Origin of the sequence: Methanosarcina sp. UBA289 (genome assembly GCA_002496565.1) — an archaeon.
Taxonomy (GTDB): domain Archaea; phylum Halobacteriota; class Methanosarcinia; order Methanosarcinales; family Methanosarcinaceae; genus Methanosarcina.
This window is the reverse complement of sequence record DAKJ01000025.1, coordinates 60502-82589: the sequence shown is the minus strand read 5'-3', so window position 1 is coordinate 82589 and position 22088 is coordinate 60502. Positions and strand designations below refer to the sequence as shown.

Sequence of the window (22088 nt, the reverse complement as noted above, 5' to 3'; positions counted from 1 at the left end):
AATCCTTTCTGTCTTTCAGTCCTTCCCTACAAATTCTGCCATTCCTCTTGAATACATATTTGAAGACACGCCTCCTATAAGACCTCCGATCACGTCATCCATAAAAGGCCCGAGCTTTGCAAGTATTCCAGGCTTTTGTTTATCAAACCTGACAAACTCAAAAGCGCCCTTGGAGCCGCTGATATAGGTTGCAATACTTGTACCGAGCACTTCATCCGCAATTATAAAAGTAAGGTCCTTTTCATAGGAACTTTTGCTGAGGTTCGGAAGGGTTCCTGCCCTTCCTTCTCTCTCCAGCAGGATTCCGGAATAGATCAGAAGGCAGAGGTTTGGATCCGAAAGTGCGTACTTGAGTTCCCTTTTAAATAAAGCATCGGCTTTCTCACTGGTCTCAATCCCTGGATGGGGGACATACATTTCCAGAGCAGTATCAGCAAGGTCCTGAACACTGATGCCTTCTTCAGCAAGGACATCGAGGATGTCGACTGTAGCTTTTTCTTCTACTTTCTCAGGCTGCCCTTTTTTAAGGTCTCTTTCCTCAATATCGGATAACTTCATATGATCACTTCGGGGTTGTTAAAACGGTTCTATTAATTTTTGAAAATCTTTAACATTATAAGCCGACTTTTCACAGAGTCCCTGTTTCCGTAGAATACAGATTATCTCAGGAACCGGGCTTCTGGCAGGTAAAGGAAGGGTCATGGGTGCAGGTATGTCCCTGCTAACTGAATTACTGCAGCACAGGCAGCAAGCGAGAAGCCTGAAGCAACTGCTATTAATTGGGATACCCTTTTTATATCTTTTACTTCGGTCGGGGGATATAAGGCCCCAAGTATATAAGTACCAGGTTTTTCGAGTTTGACTCCGAGCGCTCCTGCAGTAGCTGCCATGGGATAGCCGGAATTAGGGGACGGAGTTTTCATTCCATCTTCAAGAGCACTCTTTATGCTGTTGAAGGGGGAAGTTTTTCCCTGTTTTTTCGAGAGCAGACTCACTGTGAAGGCTGCCACAAGAATAAATATGACTGAGATGCGGGCAGGAATCCAGTTCAATACGTCATCGGATTTCGCTGAGAAGTATCCGAGTTCCCTGTAGGGTTCGGTTTTGTACCCAACCATTGAATCCAAGGTACTTATGGCTTTAAATGCATATGCCGCCACAAGCCCAAATTCTCCGAAAAGGGCATAATAGAAAATGGGACTCAGGATGCCGTCAACATAGTTTTCTGATACGGATTCAATAACTGCGGAAGACATCTGGGTTCTGGTAAGTTTGGAAGTGTTCCGGCTTACGTATATTGGGAGGAGTTCCCGAACTTTATCAAGCCTGTTTGCTTCAAGATGCCCATAAATTTCCCTTGCAGGGCTGAGCAGGCAGTTAACAGCAAAAGTGGCTTTCAGGAAATAAGCTTCGAGAAGAAGGGCAAGCACTCTGGGAATTCCCGGAAGGGTGGCAATGTAAAGCACGGAGTACCCCAGCAAAGCTGCGAAAAAGACACAGCAGAGAGCCATTGCAACTCCGTAGGCTTTCCTGTGGGTTTGAGGAGCCGCATTTTTTAATACATTAATTAATTTTCCTATCCACACAACAGGGTGTACGGCAGCAGGCGGCTCCCCAAAAAATATATCTATAGCGGCTGCTAGCAAAAGCACAAGGGCAAGGTGCCCGCTGTCCGGCACAATCATAGGATAGGCTCCATTACTTTCTTCCAGGCGACTTTCACAAGTTCATCCGTATTTCCTTCCTGCATAAGGCAGTCAAGGATCTTCTGCGCGGTTTCCGTATTGTGAACCAGATGACAGTCAACGCAGCTCCAGACTTTTCCGCCTCTTGAGCTCTGGATCCATTTTCCTCCTGTGCGCTCGTCTTCACAGGGATAGAACGGACAGAAGCAGAAGGTACAGTTCTGGCCTTCAAAGTGACAGGGATAGTATTCACAGGTTTTCCTACCTCCTATGCCTTCTTCAGAGGCTTTTTCAATCACATTCTGGAGCTCTTGTTTTGCCTGTTCTTTGCCCCACTGGGTAATTACATCCCCGATTGCAGCAATTAGCCTGTCATTTTCTTCTGCAGTCCGAACTGCAAGCCTTATGTAATCCTTTCCAAGGCCATGGAGGGAAGAACAGTCCCTTATAAGTACTCCACGTGCTGCCAGACGTGCAGTTAATTCCGTTGAATCAAGCATGAATTTGCTGATATTGACTAAGATAAAGTTTACATTCACTTCCCCGGCTTTAAAACCCCTGATCCTGTCGAGTTTGGCTTTAAACTTCTCTCCTTCTTCTTTGATCATATCCCTTGCTTTTTTGAGGTACGGATTTTCAATTCCGCCTTCAACATTAAGAAGAGCAATCCCAATAGCGTTTGCCACAGTTCCTAAGTTCCAGGAGAGCCTGGCAGTATCCAGGATTTCAGCCACTTCAGGGGAAGCTATTCCAAAACCCATCCTGATTCCCGGGATTGCAAAGTCCTTTGTAAGGGAACGCATGACAAAAACGTAATTATTGCTTGCTGCAAGGTCTGCAACGCTTTGTGTAGGATCAGAGAGCTCAATAAAAGCCTCATCTACGAAGAGGAGGGTTTTGTGCTTAGTGCAGCGTTCTGCAAGGGTTTTAATTTCTTCTCGAGTACGGAGTTTCCCGGTTGGGTTATTAGGGTTGCAAATAAACAGGATTTTTGCTTTTTCCAGAAGCTCGTCAGGAAGCGTTTCAACTTCGTCCTGGCTTGGGTACTGCAGTTCTGCTCCCATAATCCGGCACTGCATTTCGTATTCTCCGAAAGTGGGCCAGGGCAGAAGGACAATATCTCCTTTTTCAACCACGCATTCCACTACAAGCCTGATAATTTCCGTTGAGCCGTTACCCGGAATTATATTCTGCGGGCTTACTCCAAGTCCTACGAACTTTGCAGCCGCCTCTCGAAACTCAGGATATCTGTTGTCAGGATATTCGGTAAGTTTCTTAAAACCGGTTTTAAGAATTTCATCGAGGTTCAATCCGGTTTCCGGATGCTCAAAAGGGTTTCCCAGGGGATTAAAGTTTGCACTGAAGTCAAGAATTTCGCTTTCAGGAATCCCATAAGTCTCAGATGTTTCCTGAATCAGCCCTCCATGCCTGCAGGGTTTCAGGTCCAGTAGATGTTTCCTTAAAGGTACACTTCTTTGCTCGGACACGGTGATCGCAAATATTTAGTGTAAATCATGTATATTAATCTGCTTATTATATTATTCAACGTAAACTTGCCTTTATTTGCTTTACAATTGTTTGATTGCGAAAACTTTGGTTTTCGGAATCCATTCTACTTTATTTTACAGATTAACTATATTAATTCTGTCTCTAAAGCTTCCATTTCCTGCTGGTTTTAGATAGCATCGAAAAAGTAAAATAGCTTGCTTTTAACTAGTACAATCCAGAAGCGCTAAAAAGCTCCAAATTATGCCTTAAAATAATTATTTTATATCATACCTTAAAATAGTTGTTTTAAATTTGAGATTATCAGGTGCATTTAAAAATGACAGTTAATAGACCAAGAGGGACCCGGGACTTTTTACCTGCCGATACTGCCCGGAGAAGATACGTGGAAAGTGTTATGCGAGATGTTGCCCGCAAATGGGGCTACAGTGAAATCATTACGCCCACGTTTGAACATCTGGATCTTTTCACCCTGAAGTCAGGGGAAGGAATCATAGGGGAACTCTACAACTTTACGGACAAAGGTGGCAGGGAAATGACCCTCAGGCCTGAGCTTACTGCTCCTGTCATGCGCCTGTATGTGAACGAACTTCAGCCATTTCCTAAGCCTTTAAAATTATTCTACTTCGAAAACTGTTTCCGTTATGAGCGCCCCCAGAAAGGCCGTTTCAGGGAATTCTGGCAGTTCGGAGTTGAACTTATAGGAAGCGGAAAATCCGATTCTGATGCCGAGGTTATTGCCCTTGCCGCTGCCATGTTAAAAGCTGTCGGAGTAAAGGGCGATATGAAGCTCGGAAACCTTGCAGTCATACGCACGCTTTTGAGCGGACTTGAACCCGAAATAGTGAGCAAGGTCATGCGGCTTGTGGATAAGAAAGAGTATGCAGGTCTTGAAGCCCTGCTTGAAGAAATCGGAGCCGAAGAGCAGCTCAAATCTGACCTTTTCCACCTGATTAAGCTTGAAGGCAAGCATATCCTCCCCGAGGTAATAAAAATCGTAGGAAATATCCCTGAGCTTGTAAGCTTTGAAAAAACCCTAAAGCTTCTCGACGCATACGGAGTCGATTACTCCCTTGACTTCGGAATCGCCCGCGGGCTTGACTACTACACAGGCATGGTTTTTGAGGTCTATGCCGAGGGTCTCGGCGCCCAGAAGCAGGTCTGTGGAGGCGGCTCTTACCAGCTTATCCAGCTTTTCGGAGGCGGAGACGTGCCTTCAACCGGCTTCGGGATAGGTTTTGACCGGATTATGGAAATCTGTCCTCTTACCCCGCCTGCCCCTAAAACCCTTATGATGATCTCGAAACTCGATGTCCATCTGAAAGCAATAGGCTTTGCCAACGAATTGAGAAAATACGTGCCAGTCCATGTAGACATCATGGAACGCAATTTCAAAGCCCAGCTCTCCTATGCAAATACCATCAACGCTGACTACGTGGTCATAGTCGGGGAAAAAGAACTCGAAGCCGGAAAACTTACACTGAGAGATATGGTTTCAGGAGAACAGGAACTTTTAACGCTGGAAGAGATTATTGAGAAGGTTTGTTAAATGCGGGATTAAGACAACTCGCTTTCTATTTTTTTCAAATCTTTTGTAATTGTTCCCATTTTAATTTTTTAATTATCATATGACCTATGTGGTTGGACTGAGAAATCGATAGCATTAATCTATATTCTTACTGGATCGTAAACGAAAGTTTAATATCTACGTAAGTAATTTCCATTTATATACTTTGTTTATTGAGATAAACTTTGGTTTCAAAAACTTCATTAGAGTCTGTTATTAGGCATCTTAACTAAGTTTTATAAATTTTTAAAGAAATAAACTCAAATTTTACGCTAAATTAAAACGTATTTTTAAGGGGAGATTTAATTTAGTGGTATTTATAGAAATAAAACGCTCTGTAATGTGTTATTTTCTAAATATTTTTAAGGCCTAAAATTTTCCCTTAAATTTAAAGGGGTACAAAATTGTATTAGTGGAGGGATAGACTTGAATAAACAATATTTGTCAGGTTTTGCTGCAATCTTTATTGCGCTTCTCATAATTGCTCCGGGTATTGCAGGAGCAGCACCTAAAATTGGTTGTACTGTTCCAGATGCATATCCGAATGTTACGGCTTGTCAAGCTAAAAACATACTCGAAAATAAAGACGTATTCCTTCTGGACGTTCGTACGCCTGCAGAGTATAACTATTCTCACATTGAAGGAGCGACATTAATACCTTTAAAAAATGTACCGGCACATGATCCTATTAATCTGTCCGACGATAAGCTATTGCCTAATCGAATGAAAGAACTGCCAAAAGACAAAAACACAAAAATAGTTGTTTACTGCTATTCCGGGAAACGGGGTGGCATTGCAAGCCAAATGATAGCAGATGCCGGTTATAAGAGAGTATATAACATTCAAGGCGGTCTCACAGCATGGGTAAATGAAGGATATCCAGTTGTAATTGATTCTGCAAAATGGTCAGCTAATTATCCTCATTATCCGTAAAGAAATAATATATGCATATTCCCAGCTTTTGTAGAAATTATCTTATTTAGGAATTTCCAAATACTTATACCAAGGTACAAAGTTAGATTTCAGTGATTGAATAGAGGATTTCTACAGAGCCTAAATTATACATTTAGGACTCACGCGATTGAACTAGATACTCAATAATGTTAAGTCCTATTGTTGTTCCATATTTAATTAATTTACTTCTCATGTTATAAAGTAAGTTGCTGAAAATAATAGTACAGTAAATAAATAATAGTACAGCAAATTCTTCATATTTCGATTTTTACTTTCAGCAGATTTTCGAGATATTGTACATAACAATATCTTTAACTGTAAGTAAGTAATTACTTACTTACATGGAAGATACAGAACAAAGAATATTAGACGCAGCTTTGAGGGTATTCGCCAGCGAAGGATACACGGGTGCGACTACTCGGAGAATTGCGAAAGAGGCAAATGTTGCCGAGGTAACTTTGTTCCGAAAATTCAAGTCAAAAGAAAACCTGCTGAAAGAGGTATTAATTAATAATCGAACTATTTTTTCATCGTTGGATGACTTATCTCATTTATTCCCAAAAGAAAAAAATGTAGATCTTGAGACAGAGCTTCGTATTTTAGGGAAAAATATTGCAAAAGCTATGAGAGATAGAAAGAAGGATAGTAAACGCCGGATGTTTATGCTCATGCTGTTTGAAGAAGGGAGAAGGAGACCTGAAGTCGCTGAGGCTCTATCATCTCTTCTCCAAATGAATATAAACCCTTTAAGTGAATATTTTGAGCTACAAATTAAAAATGGGAAAATGCGAAATATCAATCCTCGATCGGCTTCAATAACTTTTGTCGGTTATTTTGTCCACACATCTTTACTCCGAGAGGTAATCGGTGACGGTTTTTTGGGTAATAATGATGAGGAGATTGATGGATTTATTGACATATTTACTAAAGGTATCCTGAAAGTTGAGGATATGAAAAATAGGTGAGTAAATGGAGCCAATTATTGAGGTCAAAAATCTTGTTAAAGTTTTTCATTCACGAAGAAGGAAAATCACTGCAGTTAATGACGTCAGCTTCGATGTATTCAAAGGAGAAATTTTTGGCATGATAGGACCAAATGGAGCTGGCAAATCCACTACGTTTTCCATGCTTACCACATTAATAAAACCTACTAGTGGCAGTATAAAAGTTGCGGGCTTTGATGTTGAGAATCATGACTACAAAATAAGACCACTTATAGGTATAGTTCCGCAGAAGCTCAGCCTTTACCCACTCCTTACAGCCAGGGAAAACCTGGAACTTATGGGGAACCTCTACCATGTTCCAAAAAAGGTCATGGAAGAAAAAATCGATTACTATCTAAAGCTTGTAGGGCTCGAAGCTAGTGCTGACCGGTATACAGGAGGCTTTTCTGGCGGTATGAAGCAGCGCTTATCAGTCATCGCCGCAGTATTACACGACCCTCAGATTCTATTCTGGGATGAACCTTCAACCGGGCTTGATCCCCAGACTAGGAATGTTATCTGGAAACTTGCTAGGAAATTCAACGAGGAAGGAAGAACCCTAGTTTTTACAACTCATTACATGGAAGAGGCGGATAATCTCTGTGACAGGGTTGCTGTAATGGACTCAGGAAAAATGGTAGCTCTTGATAACCCTGAACGTTTAAAGGAAACTACAGGGAGTACAAATCTTGAAGAAGTTTTTGTACACTTTACAGGGGAAGAGGTACGTGATTAAATGACAATAAAAACTGAGTTAAAGGATTCATTAATAGTAGCGAAAAAGGAATTCAAAATACTCTCCAGAAAAAAAGCGCTCATTTTTCCTTTGTTTTTATTTCCGATAATCATGATAGTCTTTTTCGGCTACGGCATGGGTGGCACGGTAAAAGATGCTCCTATTCTCATAATCAATGACGACGCTGGCAGGGCATCAAGTTCCCTTGTTCAGGAAATCGGAGGCTATACCCCCAAATACGATGCAAACCCAATGTTCTCGGTAACCTACACAAAGGACATGTCGCAGTCGGAAGCTGAGAGTAAAATAGATGCAGGAATTTATAAAGGCGCTCTGATTATTCCACAAAATTACAGCGATAGCATAGCCAAAAACGAAAGTACGACTTTGACGCTTCTGACTGATTCCTCAGATACTACAACAAGTGGCGCAATCATAAATGCTTTGAGGCAACTGTTGGCAAAAACCGGACTAGTATCTTTAAACATTCCCAGTATTTACGGCGATCTTGAATATCTTGACTTTATCACACCAGGTGTTATCGCTCTTACCGTGTTTATGGGTTGTATATCATCCATAGGTTCTGCGATTGCAGGAGAAAAAGAAAACGGTACCCTTGTTCGTATGTTAATGACGCCTGTGAGTAAGAGATCGGTAATTCTAGGGAAAACTATCTACCAGCTAATATTGCAATTAGCCAGAACTGTCGTCCTGATATTTGCAGCATATCTTCTTGTGGGATTTAATATGAATGGTAGCTGGCTCGCTGTCGCTCTCGTGCTTATTGTTTTCACTCTTAGTGGCGTAGGGATAGGGATAATCATGTCTTCAAGGGCAGAAGATATGGAATCTTTCATTCAATTAAACATGCTGGTTACCATGCCATCCATGTTTGTTACGGGTGTATTTTTCCCCTTGAGTTCGGTCCCTGGCTGGATGCGTTGTATAGCTTACTTTTTGCCTCTGACATATGCAATTGACGCTATGCGTACTATCATGATTAAGGGTCAGGGTTTGAGCGCCATATCTACCGATTTTATAATACTCACGCTCTTTGCAATTGTTACTTTCACTTTAGGTGTCCATCTTTTCAGGAGGGAAGCATAAAATGAAAAAAGTGATAATCATCTCTTTAATTTCTCTATTAATTGCTATGATATCATGTGCTGCAGGCGCTTCTAATACTCCGGATAATTATAATATCCCCCAAAGCTTTGATTTTGGAAAAAATTATTATAACGTATATGGTAGTCCTGATCTTAATGCCAACATTATTGGAAGTAATGAGTTTGATAGAGATCAAACGGCTACTTTGAATATTGATATAATGAACAAAGGCAAATTGTTAGGATTTAAGAATGACAAAACTCCTTATGATTCCGATGAAATCTATGCAGCTCAGACCGAAATGAAACTTGAGAGTGGGATAGTGGATGCTACAAACGTAGTAGCCTCTCTTTCAACAGATCCGGGAAGCCCAATTGAAGTTAAGTCAGTCAGTCAGCAGATAGGTTCCATAAAAAGCGGAGAGAACTCCCCAGCACCAGCAAAATTCGATATAAAAATTGATAAAAAAGCAAAGGCTGGAGAATACAACCTTTATTTGAATCTTTCTTACGATTATCAAAAAAATGTGCATATTACGAATCCGAACGTTGCTGCTCAGACCTATGACGTGAGCCACTGGTATGGAATAATGAACCAGAACCAGACATTAAAGATTAAAGTGAAAGATCAGGTCGATTTTGAGATTGTAAATACTACAGGCAGTCTTTCCCCAGGTGGGGAGAACATGATCGATATAACAATTAAAAACATTGGTGAGGAAGAAGCAAGAAACGTTAAAGCAATTATTAATCCAGCTGACCCTCTAAGTACAACCGATAGTACGGCATTTCTATATTCTGTAGCACCTGGTAGTACGGCTGTTGCAAAGATTCAGATTAAAGCAGATAGTGAAGCTGTGCCCAAAGTATATGGAGTTGACACTGTATTAAAATACGAAAATCCAGAAGGTGATATTAAGTATACCGATATCCTTGATGCTCCGGTAGAAGTAAAAGAAGCTGGATTCTTCGAGAAGCTTTTTGGGTGGATTTAATGGAAGAAACTCTTGGTTTCTTTTTATAGCTCAAGTGTAGACATTTTGCTCAGGTGAGGGACTTTATATCTTTATCTCTCATCTTACCAAAGGCTGAAGAGTTCTTATCCATTTTTATTCGACTTTTTTGTTGTCTTAAAGAAATGAATATAGAATAAGCGAAAATATGTAAAAACTTATATCTTAAAGCAGCAAAATTATTCAGAGTCATTCAAGCCTTGAGAATTTACACGATACTGGTGCTTCGATTCTGAAATAAATTCATTACTGATTGGAATCTGTGACTTATGAATTTATTCGAAATTCAAGTTTTATGAATCTGTTTTGGAATCACAATACTACTGGGTTTTTATTTCAAATAAACATCTAGAGATATTATGCTATGATTTTTCAGTTAACTGCCTAAGTCTTAAAGTAATATCGGTAGATAAACTGGGAGATCGGTAGATAAACTGGGAGTATTGAGAATGGAGAAGACTGACGAATTTATTAATTATTGTTACAGCAAGATTTTAGGTCGAGTTCCTGATCATGAAGGAAAAGAACATTATCTTAAATTATTGAGCAAAGGTGTACCAAAACATGAAGTATTAATCTCTTTTTTGGATTCTAATGAATATGCTGGTCGCCTAAAAAATTTCGTAACGAATACACCCGAAAATTCGAAAACGGAGCAGACTTTTGACGAGTTTATTAATTATTGTTACAGCAAGATTTTAGGTCGAGTTCCTGATCCTGAAGGAAAAGCACATTATACTAAATTATTAAATAAAGGTATACCAAAACACGAAATATTAATCTCTCTTTTGAATTCTGATGAATATGCTGAGCGCATAAAGTATCTTATGAGTCCTACTATAAAATTCGCTCCTCCAGGACATTTCTACTCTCCATTGCCAAATCTTGATAACATCTCAAGTTTATATCAAAAAATCGATAAATCCCGGAATCCTACTGGAATTGAGATCAACGGTGATAAGCAGATAGAATTACTCAAACAATTCCAGAAATATATCTCCATAATTCCATTTGGAGATGGTTTCAAGCAGAATAATACCAGATATTTTTTTAACGGTAATGAGTGGTACAGTTACGGAGACGCAATTGTATTATTTTGCATGATCAATTACTTTAAGCCAGAACGGCTTGTTGAAGTGGGATCGGGTTATTCGTCACTTGTTACTCTTGACACCTGCGAATTATCAAATCTTAATACGAAAATTACCTTTATTGAACCTTATCCAGATCTTATTTTAAGTCTATTGTCTGATCGAGATAATCCAGAAAAGCTTATTTTAAGAAAAGAGGTTCAAGCGGTAGATCTATCTCTTTTTGAAGATCTGAATAGTGGGGATATTCTATTCGTAGATAGCTCCCATGTTGTAAAATTTGGTAGCGATGTTCTTTTTATTCTTTCCGAAGTACTTCCCCGTCTTAAATCTGGTGTAATTATTCATTTTCACGATATCTTCTGGCCTTTTGAATATCCTCTTGAGTGGCTAGAACGTGCATGGAATGAGGCATACTTTTTAAAGACATTACTTATAAACAATAAAAATTACGAAATTTTGTATTTCAATGATTATATGGGGCAAATGCATCCAGATTTGGTGAAGCAATACATGCCGCTTGCATTGAAAAATTTCGGATGCGGAATTTGGTTAAAAAAACTTTAATCTGAGTTTTTCGTTGGTTGAATGTTTGAATAAGTGTTTATCATACCGTTTCAAAACTAGATTTAAATATATCTGGCGTTAATCTTCAATCTTCAGTTTTTCGCTTCCTGAGTGTAGAAAAACGTGTTTATCATAGAGGCTTTTCAGCCTGATCGTAGCCAGACGCCTCCATGTCCCAACACAAAGTATATATGTTATGCTGCGTTCTCTAGTGATGTTTTTACCGAAAAACTCATGCTTTTCCAGGGATTCCTGAAAAGTCACACAGCAGTTTGTTGTGGCGGATTAAAATCTCCCGATCGATGTGTTGGTCCGTTATAGTCGGTAAAGATATAACTTCAGCCCGAAGATTCTCTTCAGGGCATCGATCAATTAATATCAGGAGAAATATTATGGCAAAAATGCATACCAAAAGAAGAGGTAAGTCAGGTTCCACCAGGCCTATCAGAACCGAGCCGCCTGAGTGGTGCAAGATCAGTGCAGAAGAAGTTACTTCGATCACCCTTGATCTCTGGAAACAGGGTGTTTCCACTGCCGAAATCGGAATGATTTTAAGGGACCGCTACGGGGTTCCAGATACCAAACTTATTACAGGCAAGAAGATCACAACCATCCTCAAGGAAAACAGCGTTTCTCCAAACGTTCCGGAAGACCTCACAAACCTTATTGTTAAGGCTCTGAGACTCAGGAAGCACCTTTCTATTAACAAGAAAGATGTCCACAACAAGCGTGCCCTTAACCTGACTGAATCCAAAATTAGAAGGCTTGTTAAGTACTACCAGCAGGAAAAGGTACTTCCGAGAGACTGGTTCTACAAACCTGAAACTGCAGAAATGATGATTACCAGGTAAAAACCTGGAAATCTTTCTCTGGTCGGCTTTACCTCTCCGGCAAACCGCACCGCTATTTTAAAATCTACTTTTATTTTTTCTTTTATACTTTTTTCTCTGACGACTTTTTAATTTGTTATTTACTCTTTATCTTGTTTTTCTCTCTGCATTATCGGTTTTTATAAGTTCTGAGCGAGCACCACTTCAGGACTCCCAGGAACTACACAGCGCATACCTGCAATTTCTCCTATTATTACGGGGAGACCATACACTTCCTCGATAACCTGAGGCGTAATTACCTCGGCCCCTCCATGAGCGTGAACTTTCCCTCCTTTAAGGAAAATAAACCGGTCTGCGTACCTTAAGGCCTGATTGAGATCGTGCATTGTCATTACGGCTGCAATCCTGTGTTCAAGGACGATCTGCCTGATTATGGCCAGAATCTCAACCTGATTTCTCATATCAAGGCTGCTTGTAGGTTCGTCAAGGAGAAGGATTTTTGGCTCCTGTACGAGTGAGCGTGCGATTGCGACCTTCTGGAGTTCGCCTCCGCTCATTTCATCGATATATGCCAGGCGGAGTTTTTCCATGGAAAGTAACCTGAAAACCGAATCGACTATTCGGAGGTCTTTTTCTGTAACATCCCATTTAATATGGGGCCGCCTTCCTAGCAGGACTGCATCAAAAGCGGTCAGCCTTCCGGTTTCCACCCGCTGGGGAACATACCCGATAAGGCGTGCAATCTCCATTGTTCCAAGGTCAAAAAGGTTATTTCCATCAAGATGAACTGCTCCTCCTTTGGGGCGGAGAATCCTGTTAAGGCATTTTAAAAGTGTAGTCTTGCCAACTCCATTGGGCCCAAGGATTGCTACAACTTCCCCTTCCTCTATGGAAAAGGCGACTTCATGTAGAATTTTACGGTTGCGATACAAGAATTCAAGTTCTTCTACTGAAAGAATCATCGTTTGTACCCCTTAAGAAGTAAGTATATGAAAACAGGTGCTCCCATGAACGCAGTAAGAATAGATACGGGCAGTACATATGGCGAAATTATAAGCCTTGCCGCAGTATCGGATGCCAGAAGCAGAATTCCTCCAAACAGGATAGAACCTGGTATCAGGTAACGCTGGTCATCACCTATGACTCTTCTGACCATATGAGGACAGACCAGCCCTACAAATCCTATAACCCCAAGAAACGCAACAATCACTGCAGAGACTAGGGCTGCGACTACCATGCCTACCAACCTTGTCCTTTCCACATTGACCCCGAGGCCTTTTGCAGTTTCATCTCCAGCATCTATGGCATTGTAGTTCCAGCAGTTAGTAATGAAGAAGATAATCGCAAGCAGCACGACGGCTGTCATTATTTCAAGTTCCAGCCAGTTCACTCTTCCTACATCACCAAAAGTCCAGAAAACGACCGCTGCAAGCTGGGTATCGTCAGCAAAGTACTGGAGAAACGCCGTGCCTGCGGTAAAGAGGGAAGAAAGCGCAACTCCTGCAAGTACCATTACCTCGGGTGAAGCCCCCCGTATACTTGAGATTAGCAGAATTACTCCGGTTGCAAGGAGGCAAAAGAAAAAGGCTACTATTGTTGTCAGGTAAGGGTTGTTAATTGTTACAGCATCTGCAACTGTGGACTGTACTTTTCCGGTGCCGAGAACCACAACAGATACTGCAGCTCCGAAAGCACCGGCATTTGAAATTCCAAGCGTGAAAGGAGATGCAATGGGATTACGCAGGATAGACTGCATCACAACTCCTGCAACTGAAAGTCCGGCTCCTGCGACTATTGCAGCCAGGGCTTGAGGGAGTCGGATGTTCCATATTATTAAATCCCATTTTGTAGAAACACTGTGCCCCATTATGGTTTGCAGCACTTCATAAGGCGGTATTGTCACCGCGCCTACCGAGATTGAGTAAACAAGCATAATAAAGAGGAGCAGAAGCCCCCCCATGATCCAGAAGTATTTTCTGCGTATATACACGAGATAATCTTCCGGAACTGCTCCTTTGGCGAAATGCACCTGTTTATACCCTCCATCATAGTGGGATCTGCTTGAATCCCATGTTATTGTACTGTCCGTTCAGGTCTGAGAATACAGGTTTTCCAACAAAGAAAGTGTATATCTCGTCAGCTTTTGCTTCCGGATCGATATCTTCAAACCTGTCAGGATAGAGCACTTTTCCAACAAAATAAGCGTTTGCAAGCACGGATTCATAGTTGGTGCTGTAGAAGTTGTAAGGAATTACTCCATAGACCCTGCCATTCTTTACAGCCGAGAGCCCTGCGAGGGACGTATCATTCTTGAGCTCTCCGATCGCTCCTTCATTTCCAAGCTGGAGGGTGCCAACATCGATAAATATATAATCGGGATCCCAGTCTACAAGTGCCTCTTTGGCAATATCCGCATGCTCTGTGCCCATTCCGGCTGCAACATTCTTTGCATTCACCCAGAGGAATGGCGCATAAGCGGGCTCTGTGGAGATTATCCCGTGAGCGCCTGCCATACTCACCCCGCCAACATAGACAGTTTTTCTTTCAGATTCCGGAATGTCTGCAGTCCTGTTTTCAAGGTCCTGCATGGTAGCTTCGATATACGAGATTACTTCTTCTGCCCTTTCCTGTTTCCTCACGGCCTCGCCCATGATCCTGAGAGAGCTATACATTTCGGTTTTCTGCTCCTCATTATTCAAAGACCCGTAAGGGAAGGAAACCACGGGAATAACTGTTTTTTCCTGAAGAGCGTCGGCATCAGTGGCAGTTGATGATGATGCCTGGCCAATCATACTGCTTTTCAGGATAACCTGAGGGTTAACCTCAAGGATCTTTTCAGGGTCGTCTTCCCCTCTTGCCTCCCCTATTAGGGGATATTCTTTAAGCTGCGGATTAGCATGGACATAGGGGCGCCCCTCAATTTCGTTTTCCTTTTTCTCCATGCTGTCAACCCCTACTATATGATCCTGAGCCTGCAGGTATACAAGATAGCGGAGGCATCCGGCTCCTGAGCAAACAACCCGTTCCACATTCTCAGGTATGGTGACTTCCCTGCCGAACCCATCCGTAAGTGTAATCATTCCAGATTCTGCTGCTTTGTCAGCATCCACAGCCCCTGAAGCTTCTGCTGGAGCCGATACTTCAGGATTTTTATTAGATGCGGATTTGTCTGTGCATCCTGAAGTCATTACCAGGGCAGCAATGAGTATTCCTATTAAAATAATTTTATTTAATTTATTACTATGACCTAGTTTCATGTTACTTCCCTCTATGATCAAAGAGTAAAAGTATTACATATAATTAACTAAATTTTCTTATTTATTATCTAGACCTCAATAACTTTCCGAAAGTGATGAGCTATTGTGAATTTTAAAGCCAGACAAAGATAAACTTGCGGTGTAATCTGATCGGCTTGTTTTTTATTACTGAAAACGAGAACCTATGATTGCGGCTGTTCTTTGGTGGGTTTATGCCTGTAAAAAGTTAACTCTGTGAAAGCTGACCCGGTAAAAATATGAACTAAAAGGGAATAAAATTGTAAGAATTAGATAAAAACACCACAGTAAAAAACAACAAAAATAGAATAAATGTAGTTTAAAAAATAAACAAAAACTGTATGAAGTAATTATTGAGCGGATCCCAAAGCTCAAAATTACTTCTTTGAAGCTCGAATCTTCTCTACTAAAATCAAGTAAATGTATGAAAATGATGAGTAGAAGCTCCCATAATTAGGAAGTATTTCCTCCTTACGTAGGCTAGGTAATATTTCGTAACTGCTTAATTGCCAGAATGCACTTCTTTATATCTCTTTCATAATGGAATTGGTTTGAATCCAAGGTTGTCGTACTGTCCATTAAGATCAGAGTATAAAGGTTTGCCAAGGAAGAAGGTATAAATCTCGTTGGCTTTTGCTTCCGGATCGATATCTTCAAACCTGTCAGGATAGAGCACTTTTCCAACAAAATAAGCGTTTGCAAGCACAGATTCATAGTTGGTGCTGTAGTAGTTGTAGGGGATCACTCCATAGACCTTTTTATTCTTTACAGCTGAAAGTCCTGTAAGGGATGTATCATTTTTTAGCTCTCCAATCGCTCCTTCTTTACCAAGCTGAAGGGTGCCGATATCGATAAATATATACTCTGGATCCCAGTCTACGAGTGCTTCTTTGGCAATATCCGCATGGTCTGCACCCATTCCAGCTGCAACATTCTTTGCATTCATCCAGAGGAATGGCGGATAAGCCGGTTCCGTTGAGATAATTCCATGAGCTCCTGCGCTGCTCACTCCTCCAACATAAACAGTTTTTCTTTCGGATTCCGGAATGTCTGCAGTCCTGTTTTCAAGGTCCTGCATGGTAGCTTCGATATACGAGATTACTTCTTCTGCCCTTTCCTGTTTTCCCACAGCTTCGCCCATGATCCTGAGAGAGCCATACATTTCGGCTTTCTGCTCCTCGTTTTTTAAAGACCCATATGGGAGCATTACAACAGGAATGCCGGTTTTATCCTGAAGCGAGTCGGCGTCAGCAGTATTAGTTGCTGTCGGCTGACTGTTTGCACCGGTTTTCAGGATGACCTGGGGGCTGATGGCAATTATTTTTTCAGGATCATCCTTGCCTCGGAATTCTCCAATTAGGGGATAATCTTTAAGCTGCGGGTTTGCAAGGGCATAGGGACGACCATCGATTTCGCTCTTCTCTTTTTCTATGCTGTCAACCCCTACTACATAGTCCTGAGCTTGGAGGTATACAAGATAGCGTAGGCATCCGGCTCCTGAGCAAACAACCCGTTCCACATTCTCAGGTATGGTGACTTCCCTGCCGAACCCATCCGTAAGTGTAAACTTTCCAGATTCTGCTGCTTTGTCAGCATCCACAGCCCCTGAAGCTTCTGCTGGAGCTGATACTTCTGAACTTTTATTTGATGCTGATTTGTCTGTGCATCCTGAAGTCACTACCAGGGCAGCAATGAGTACTCCTATTAAAATAATTTTATTTAATTTATTACTATAACCTATTTTCATGTTACTTTCCTCTATGACCAAAGAGTAAAAGTATTACATATAATTATCTAAATTTTCTTATTTATTACTAAAGTCCCAAAAGTTTTCTGAAAATGACGAGTTATTATAACTTTTAAATCAAGATGAAGATAAACTTGCAGTGTAACCTGAAACCAGCTTGCTTTTAATTATTGAACGATTGTGGTTGCTTTTGGTGGAATTGATGCCTCCAAAAAGTTAACTCCATGAAAAACTGTCCGGTAAATATTTGTCAAAAACAGATATAATAAATGGTATGAGTATTATAAAAACATATAAATTTGTAAAAATTAGGTAACTATATCCTGAATAGTTACCACATCTTTTTTTAGTTTATAGGTTGCTCACTTTAGCTTCCTTAATTAGGCTTTAACTAACCTTAATTAGGCTTTAACTAATTATCTCCAGGCTCATATCTATCCATCTCGATTTATGGATAAGGGAACCCATAGATATGACATCTACTTCCGTTTTTGCATAATCTTCAAGGTTTTCTTGGGAAATTCCTCCGGAAGCCTCCACAATAACTGAGTTTCTAATCCCTTTTCCTTTAAGTATTTCAAGGGTTTTTTGGACGGCTTCGGGCTGCATATTGTCCAGCATTATAATATCAGATCCCATTTCTGCGGCGAGAACAGCATTTTCTGCAGACTCTACCTCGACTTCTATTTTCCTTGTGAAGCTGGTTTTTTTTGCGGCTTCAATTGCGGCTTCTATTCCCATAAGTTTGATGTGATTGTCTTTAATCATAACTGAGTCCGAGAGGTTGAATCTATGAGTGTCTCCTCCGCCTGCAGCTACAGCCAGCTTTTCAAACTTCCTTATGCCTGGAGTGGTTTTTCTGGTACAGGCCACTCTTGTAGTCTCGGAAAACTTCCTTACCGTATCCACGCAGGTTCTGGTAAGGGTTGCAATCCCGCTAAGGTGCCCGAGGAAATTTAGGGCAAGCCTCTCTGCCCTGAGAAGGGATACTGCTCCCCCCTTTAGCCTGAAAATTATCTCTCCTTCTTTGAGACAGTCTCCGTCTTTTAGAGTGGTTTCGGCCTGAATTCCAAGATAGCAAAAAATTGATTCGGCTTCTTTTATCCCTGCAACGGTACAGGCTTCTTTTGTAAAAATAATGGCTTCGGCTGGTTTGTCAGGTACAACAGTGCACGAAACGTCATCGTATCCCAGATCTTCTTCTATAAAGCTTTCAACCTCTTTGATAAGCATAATTTTTACCCGCTGTTTTTATGTTGCCCGGATTTATAAGAGGTACGGGCGTTTTTTATTTTCCTCTCATTTAAAAAATAATCTCAACAGAAGGTTTTAAGAGAGGGAAATGAATACAGTACCCCGGTTCTTAGGCTTTTAAAGCCGAGTACTAATATCTAAAGATCAAGGTTTATTGATTATTTATAGGAGCCTGGAATTCTGAAAATAGGAGTTATTGGTTGCGGATTTATTGGTGGACAGATTTGCAGGGCTATTGATAAAGGAGTTATTAAGGCCGAGTTGTATGCCCTCTGCGACTCTTCTGAGCGCAAAGTTAAGGAACTCAAAGCATCTCTTGAAAGATACAGCCCTGCCTCAATGACAATTGATGAGCTACTGCAAAATGTGGATCTTGTTGTAGAAAGCGCCTCTCAAAAAGCTGTCAGGTTGATGGTACCGCAGGCTCTTGAAGCAGGGCGTGATGTGATGGTTCTAAGTGTAGGCGCTCTTGCGGATGAAGAACTCAGAGAAAGACTCTTCAGACTTGCAAAACAAAATAACTGCAAGCTCTATTTCCCTTCAGGCGCAGTTGCTGGTATTGATGGGATAAATTCGGCTTCAGCAGCGGAAATCTCCTCAGTTACCCTTACTACCAGAAAACCGCCTATGGGCCTTGCAGGCGCTCCCCATGTTGAAGCTCTGGGAATTAAGCTTGAAAAAATCGAAAAAGAAACCCTTCTTTTCGAGGGGCCAGCCTCGGAAGCAGTTAAAGCCTTCCCTGCAAATGTAAATGTTGCAGCCACAATAAGTCTGGCAGGCATAGGCTTTGAGCGGACTAAAGTAAGAGTAATTGCCGATCCTACTTTGTCCAGAAACGTACACGAGATAACTGTAGAAGGTGAATTCGGGAAACTTACAACAAGAGTCGAAAACCTTCCCTCTCCTGAAAACCCGAAAACCAGTTACCTTGCAGCCCTTTCTGCAATTTCCACCCTGAAAAAGATCCTCAGCCCTGTCCAGATCGGCACCTGAATTGACAAACAAAGGCGTGAAATTAACATCCCTTCTCATCTTCTTTTTACAGCAACCGTTGAGCTGCAACCGTTAGGCCGCAACCGTTGCGCCGGTTGATCACGCCGAATAGGGTTTGGGGATAAGGCTAGCAAACTCAAACGTAGCTAGGGGGGTTTCGATCAAGCCTTTTTTGAAAAGACTTGTGGGCAAGCAGTTTTTTAAAAAGGTTTGCGGGACTCGGACAGCGACTCGAAGGTTCACAAAAATACAATTCCAAATATTATTCACAAATATTATATAGTGCGGGAGAGTTAAGCACGTAAGCTCTCAGGAGCAAATGGCATGCGTGCAAAAAGAGCGCGCTGGATGAAATATCCATCGTTGCACTCCTTTTTACGTTCACTCGCCTGTTAAAATTCCTTTATGTCTAAACTGATTGTTTTAAGCTTGATCTTCAATTTCAGCCCCGGATTTATTTTCCGGATTTTGTTTCAAAAACTTATGGTGGTCCCATGCAGCAAGCAGAGCTAATAGAAAGGATCAAAAAACTGAAAATAAAACGAAATGCAGTTATTCTTGCTCATTATTATTCCCGTCCTGAGGTTCAGGATATTGCAGATTTTGTCGGAGACTCTCTAGGACTTAGTCAGGAAGCTGTCCGTCAGACTGCTGACGTTATCGTTTTCTGCGGCGTCCATTTCATGGGAGAAAGTGCTGCAATTCTTTGTCCTGACAAAACTGTCCTCCTGCCAGAAATCGATGCCACTTGCCCTATGGCAGACATGGTGGATATCGAAGGTCTTAGGAGAGAAAAAGAAAAGCATCCTGATGCCCCTGTGGTCTGCTATGTTAACAGCTCGGCTGCAATCAAGGCTGAATCTTATATCTGTTGCACGTCTGCCAATGCTGTTGAGGTGGTAAACTCTCTGGAAGCCGATGAGGTTATTTTCGTGCCTGATAAAAATCTGGCTGCCTACGTTGAAGCCCGGACTGACAAAAAAATCATTCCCTGGGAAGGGCATTGTCCCACGCACCACCAGATCCTAAGAGAGGATGTCCTGAAAATGAAGGAGAAGCATCCTAAAGCTAAGTTCATTGCACATCCTGAGTGTCGCCCCGAGGTTTTGGAACTTGCAGACCATATCGCAAGCACTCGAGGAATGATAATGTATGCAAAGAACTCTCCTGCACAGGAGTTCATTATAGGTACGGAATGTGGACTTCTTCACGGGCTCTATAAGGCAGCTCCCGAAAAGAAATACTACTGCATCTCCGAATTTGCCTGCTGCCCAAGCATGAAAATGGTTAATCTTGAAAAAGTCCTAGTCTCTCTTGAAAAAATACAGCATATCGTAACTGTCCCATACGATGTAAGAATCAAAGCAAAAGAGGCGCTTGACCGAATGCTTGCGGTAAAAATTCGATAAATACTTGGTGTTTTAAACTTCTTTTTAGATTCACTTGATTTCAAATAAGGGAAAAATATAAGGAGTAGGTGGGAAGAGAAATTTCACCTATTATTTCACCTACTTCATTTAAGGCATAAATGTACATTTTTCTCAGATCTTTTTCTTTAATATACAATATCCAATAAGAAGCATGAAAAGCGGTAAGGAGAGTGCCATAAATATCCTAGCTGCTCCCATCGGATTCTTTATTTTACTGTTTTTTTCTGTATCTCCATTAAGACTTCCTCCGCTTCCCAAACTTCTCAGGGTTTCCTTTATTTTTCCTGCCCCACTGACTTCTTTTACAGTTTGTCCGGTATATTCTGTTATTGCAAAGGAAGAATAGCCAGGAGTTTCCGATTTAAAGTAGACGTAATTCTCGTCTTCTCCAGTTTTTTCCGTATTAAGGGGCTGCCACTCTTCATCGTATCGTTGAAGTATTACGCGAGCATCACTGATATTGTTATCTTTGATCCATGTCTTCTCAACCTTGAACTCTACAAATCCACTTCTAATGGAACTAGGAAGCCCTGCTCCCTTATCTCCTACCCAGATATTCACATATTCATATACCGTACCTTCAGGAGAGATCGGGACGAGTGTGGATCTGTTTTTAAGTTCCTCTACAATGGTTGTTGTTTTTCTGAACGTCTTCTTCGGATCAAATTCAATCTTTGTAATGCATGTGACATTTTCTATAAATTCGAATCGAACAGGATAACCACCCATGACACTCCTAGTAGAAAGTTCCTTAACTGCAATGTTGGTCGCTTTCTCGCTGGAAACAAGATTCATACCTGAACCGCTAGAAGAATCCGAATCCTCATCTTCAGTATCGGAATTTCCGCTATCTGAGTTTTTAGTATCTGGACTTTTGGTATCTGAACTTGTTCTATCCGAGTCTTGAGTATCAGAATCCCCACTATCTGATTTTACGGTATCCGATTTTTTGGTATCCGATTTTTTGGTATCTGATTTTTTGGTTCCTGAATTTCCATTGTCTGGACTTGTGCCTGAGTCTCCACTACCTGAGTTTGAATCTCCTTTGCCAGAATCTCCCTCATCCGAGCCGGGAGTTGAGCTTCCATCATTCGAGTCCGAATCTGATTTTCCATCATCTGATCCAGAATCTGAATCCCCATTATTTGAATCGGGATTTGAATTTCCATTATCCGAGTCTGAGTCTGAGTTCTTATCATCTGATCCTGAATCTGAGTTCCCTTTATCTGAATCCTCATTATTTGAATCGGGATTTGAATTTCCATTATCCGAGTCTGAGTCTGAGTTCTTATCATCTGATCCTGAATCTGAGCTTCCATTATCCGAGTCTGAGTCTGAGTTCTTATCATCT

20 protein-coding genes are annotated in these 22088 nt (G+C 41.2%); 10 read left to right on the top strand and 10 right to left on the bottom strand.

Annotation, left to right across the window (positions count from 1 at the left end):
- Nucleotides 1–15 precede the first annotated feature (15 nt).
- The 3 genes from cobZ to cobD form a co-directional block, all read right to left on the bottom strand.
- A complete protein-coding gene (gene cobZ, locus BP549_RS14140) occupies nucleotides 16–558 on the bottom strand; it encodes an alpha-ribazole phosphatase CobZ (RefSeq protein ID WP_292376000.1) in 543 nt (180 codons plus the stop codon).
- A gap of 140 nt (nucleotides 559–698) precedes the next feature.
- Nucleotides 699–1685 (bottom strand): cobalamin biosynthesis protein, encoded by a 987-nt coding sequence (locus BP549_RS14135; RefSeq protein ID WP_292381683.1) that lies wholly within the window; start codon nucleotides 1683–1685, stop codon nucleotides 699–701.
- Nucleotides 1682–3172, bottom strand: coding sequence for a threonine-phosphate decarboxylase CobD (gene cobD, locus BP549_RS14130; protein WP_292381681.1), 1491 nt, complete (start codon nucleotides 3170–3172; stop codon nucleotides 1682–1684). Before cobD ends, BP549_RS14135 begins: the two co-directional genes overlap by 4 nt.
- A 338-nt stretch (nucleotides 3173–3510) precedes the next feature.
- Here cobD and hisS point away from each other — a divergent pair, with 338 nt between their 5' ends.
- The 7 genes from hisS (at nucleotide 3511) to BP549_RS14095 (ending at nucleotide 11208) form a co-directional block, all read left to right on the top strand.
- Nucleotides 3511–4740: a histidine--tRNA ligase gene (gene hisS / locus BP549_RS14125; RefSeq protein WP_292381678.1), complete on the top strand. Its 1230-nt coding sequence runs from the start codon at nucleotides 3511–3513 to the stop codon at nucleotides 4738–4740.
- A 444-nt stretch (nucleotides 4741–5184) separates the two neighbouring features.
- A complete protein-coding gene (locus BP549_RS14120) occupies nucleotides 5185–5691 on the top strand; it encodes a rhodanese-like domain-containing protein (RefSeq protein ID WP_292381675.1) in 507 nt (168 codons plus the stop codon).
- Nucleotides 5692–6053: 362 nt separating this feature from the next.
- A complete protein-coding gene (locus tag BP549_RS14115; protein WP_292381673.1) occupies nucleotides 6054–6677 on the top strand; it encodes a TetR/AcrR family transcriptional regulator in 624 nt (207 codons plus the stop codon).
- Nucleotides 6678–6681: 4 nt separating this feature from the next.
- On the top strand, nucleotides 6682–7431 hold the full coding sequence (locus BP549_RS14110; protein WP_292381670.1) for an ABC transporter ATP-binding protein: 750 nt from the start codon (nucleotides 6682–6684) through the stop codon (nucleotides 7429–7431).
- Nucleotides 7432–8538: an ABC transporter permease gene (locus BP549_RS14105; RefSeq protein ID WP_292381668.1), complete on the top strand. Its 1107-nt coding sequence runs from the start codon at nucleotides 7432–7434 to the stop codon at nucleotides 8536–8538.
- Nucleotide 8539: 1 nt separating this feature from the next.
- On the top strand, nucleotides 8540–9532 hold the full coding sequence (locus BP549_RS14100; RefSeq protein ID WP_292381666.1) for a COG1361 S-layer family protein: 993 nt from the start codon (nucleotides 8540–8542) through the stop codon (nucleotides 9530–9532).
- A gap of 467 nt (nucleotides 9533–9999) precedes the next feature.
- Nucleotides 10000–11208 carry a DUF4214 domain-containing protein gene (locus tag BP549_RS14095; RefSeq protein WP_292381663.1) on the top strand — a complete coding sequence of 403 codons (1209 nt, stop codon included), beginning with the start codon at nucleotides 10000–10002 and terminating at the stop codon, nucleotides 11206–11208.
- Nucleotides 11209–11286: 78 nt separating this feature from the next.
- On the opposite strand, the gene BP549_RS14090 is transcribed toward BP549_RS14095, so the two are convergent.
- Nucleotides 11287–11472: a hypothetical protein gene (locus tag BP549_RS14090; RefSeq protein ID WP_292381661.1), complete on the bottom strand. Its 186-nt coding sequence runs from the start codon at nucleotides 11470–11472 to the stop codon at nucleotides 11287–11289.
- 128 nt (nucleotides 11473–11600) lie between these two features.
- Here BP549_RS14090 and BP549_RS14085 point away from each other — a divergent pair, with 128 nt between their 5' ends.
- Nucleotides 11601–12059: a 30S ribosomal protein S15 gene (locus tag BP549_RS14085; protein WP_292375980.1), complete on the top strand. Its 459-nt coding sequence runs from the start codon at nucleotides 11601–11603 to the stop codon at nucleotides 12057–12059.
- 158 nt (nucleotides 12060–12217) lie between these two features.
- Here BP549_RS14085 and BP549_RS14080 read toward each other — a convergent pair whose 3' ends face one another.
- From BP549_RS14080 to nadC, 5 genes are all read right to left on the bottom strand, one after another.
- Nucleotides 12218–13000, bottom strand: a complete 783-nt coding sequence (locus tag BP549_RS14080) for an ABC transporter ATP-binding protein (RefSeq protein ID WP_292375978.1) — start codon at nucleotides 12998–13000, stop codon at nucleotides 12218–12220.
- A complete protein-coding gene (locus BP549_RS14075) occupies nucleotides 12997–14067 on the bottom strand; it encodes a FecCD family ABC transporter permease (RefSeq protein ID WP_292375976.1) in 1071 nt (356 codons plus the stop codon). The genes BP549_RS14080 and BP549_RS14075 overlap by 4 nt, the downstream gene beginning before the upstream one ends.
- Nucleotides 14068–14083: 16 nt before the next feature.
- On the bottom strand, nucleotides 14084–15295 hold the full coding sequence (locus BP549_RS14070; RefSeq protein WP_292381659.1) for an iron ABC transporter substrate-binding protein: 1212 nt from the start codon (nucleotides 15293–15295) through the stop codon (nucleotides 14084–14086).
- 553 nt (nucleotides 15296–15848) lie between these two features.
- On the bottom strand, nucleotides 15849–17060 hold the full coding sequence (locus BP549_RS14065) for an iron ABC transporter substrate-binding protein (protein ID WP_292381657.1): 1212 nt from the start codon (nucleotides 17058–17060) through the stop codon (nucleotides 15849–15851).
- 408 nt (nucleotides 17061–17468) lie between these two features.
- A complete protein-coding gene (gene nadC, locus BP549_RS14060) occupies nucleotides 17469–18293 on the bottom strand; it encodes a carboxylating nicotinate-nucleotide diphosphorylase (RefSeq protein ID WP_292381655.1) in 825 nt (274 codons plus the stop codon).
- Between the two features lie 198 nt (nucleotides 18294–18491).
- Between nadC and BP549_RS14055 the strand changes: the two genes are divergently transcribed.
- A complete protein-coding gene (locus tag BP549_RS14055; protein ID WP_292381735.1) occupies nucleotides 18492–19307 on the top strand; it encodes an aspartate dehydrogenase in 816 nt (271 codons plus the stop codon).
- Nucleotides 19308–19801: 494 nt separating this feature from the next.
- A complete protein-coding gene (nadA, locus tag BP549_RS14050; RefSeq protein ID WP_292375969.1) occupies nucleotides 19802–20716 on the top strand; it encodes a quinolinate synthase NadA in 915 nt (304 codons plus the stop codon).
- A 132-nt stretch (nucleotides 20717–20848) separates the two neighbouring features.
- Here the strand turns inward: nadA and BP549_RS14045 are convergent.
- On the bottom strand, nucleotides 20849–22088 hold a 1240-nt coding region (locus BP549_RS14045; protein ID WP_292381649.1), incomplete at its 5' end, for a PGF-pre-PGF domain-containing protein.

Bases quoted from the DNA above. Each gene is read 5' to 3' on its own strand.
- nadA (WP_292375969.1), top strand. From the start codon at position 19,802: ATGCAGCAAGCAGAGCTAATAGAAAGGATCAAAAAACTGAAAATAAAA.
- BP549_RS14085 (WP_292375980.1), top strand. From the start codon at position 11,601: ATGGCAAAAATGCATACCAAAAGAAGAGGTAAGTCAGGTTCCACCAGG.
- nadC (WP_292381655.1), bottom strand. From the start codon at position 18,293: ATGCTTATCAAAGAGGTTGAAAGCTTTATAGAAGAAGATCTGGGATAC.
- cobZ (WP_292376000.1), bottom strand. From the start codon at position 558: ATGAAGTTATCCGATATTGAGGAAAGAGACCTTAAAAAAGGGCAGCCT.
- BP549_RS14135 (WP_292381683.1), bottom strand. From the start codon at position 1,685: ATGATTGTGCCGGACAGCGGGCACCTTGCCCTTGTGCTTTTGCTAGCA.
- BP549_RS14105 (WP_292381668.1), top strand. From the start codon at position 7,432: ATGACAATAAAAACTGAGTTAAAGGATTCATTAATAGTAGCGAAAAAG.
- BP549_RS14115 (WP_292381673.1), top strand. From the start codon at position 6,054: ATGGAAGATACAGAACAAAGAATATTAGACGCAGCTTTGAGGGTATTC.
- BP549_RS14080 (WP_292375978.1), bottom strand. From the start codon at position 13,000: ATGATTCTTTCAGTAGAAGAACTTGAATTCTTGTATCGCAACCGTAAA.
- BP549_RS14100 (WP_292381666.1), top strand. From the start codon at position 8,540: ATGAAAAAAGTGATAATCATCTCTTTAATTTCTCTATTAATTGCTATG.
- BP549_RS14095 (WP_292381663.1), top strand. From the start codon at position 10,000: ATGGAGAAGACTGACGAATTTATTAATTATTGTTACAGCAAGATTTTA.
- BP549_RS14110 (WP_292381670.1), top strand. From the start codon at position 6,682: ATGGAGCCAATTATTGAGGTCAAAAATCTTGTTAAAGTTTTTCATTCA.
- hisS (WP_292381678.1), top strand. From the start codon at position 3,511: ATGACAGTTAATAGACCAAGAGGGACCCGGGACTTTTTACCTGCCGAT.
- BP549_RS14070 (WP_292381659.1), bottom strand. From the start codon at position 15,295: ATGAAACTAGGTCATAGTAATAAATTAAATAAAATTATTTTAATAGGA.
- BP549_RS14065 (WP_292381657.1), bottom strand. From the start codon at position 17,060: ATGAAAATAGGTTATAGTAATAAATTAAATAAAATTATTTTAATAGGA.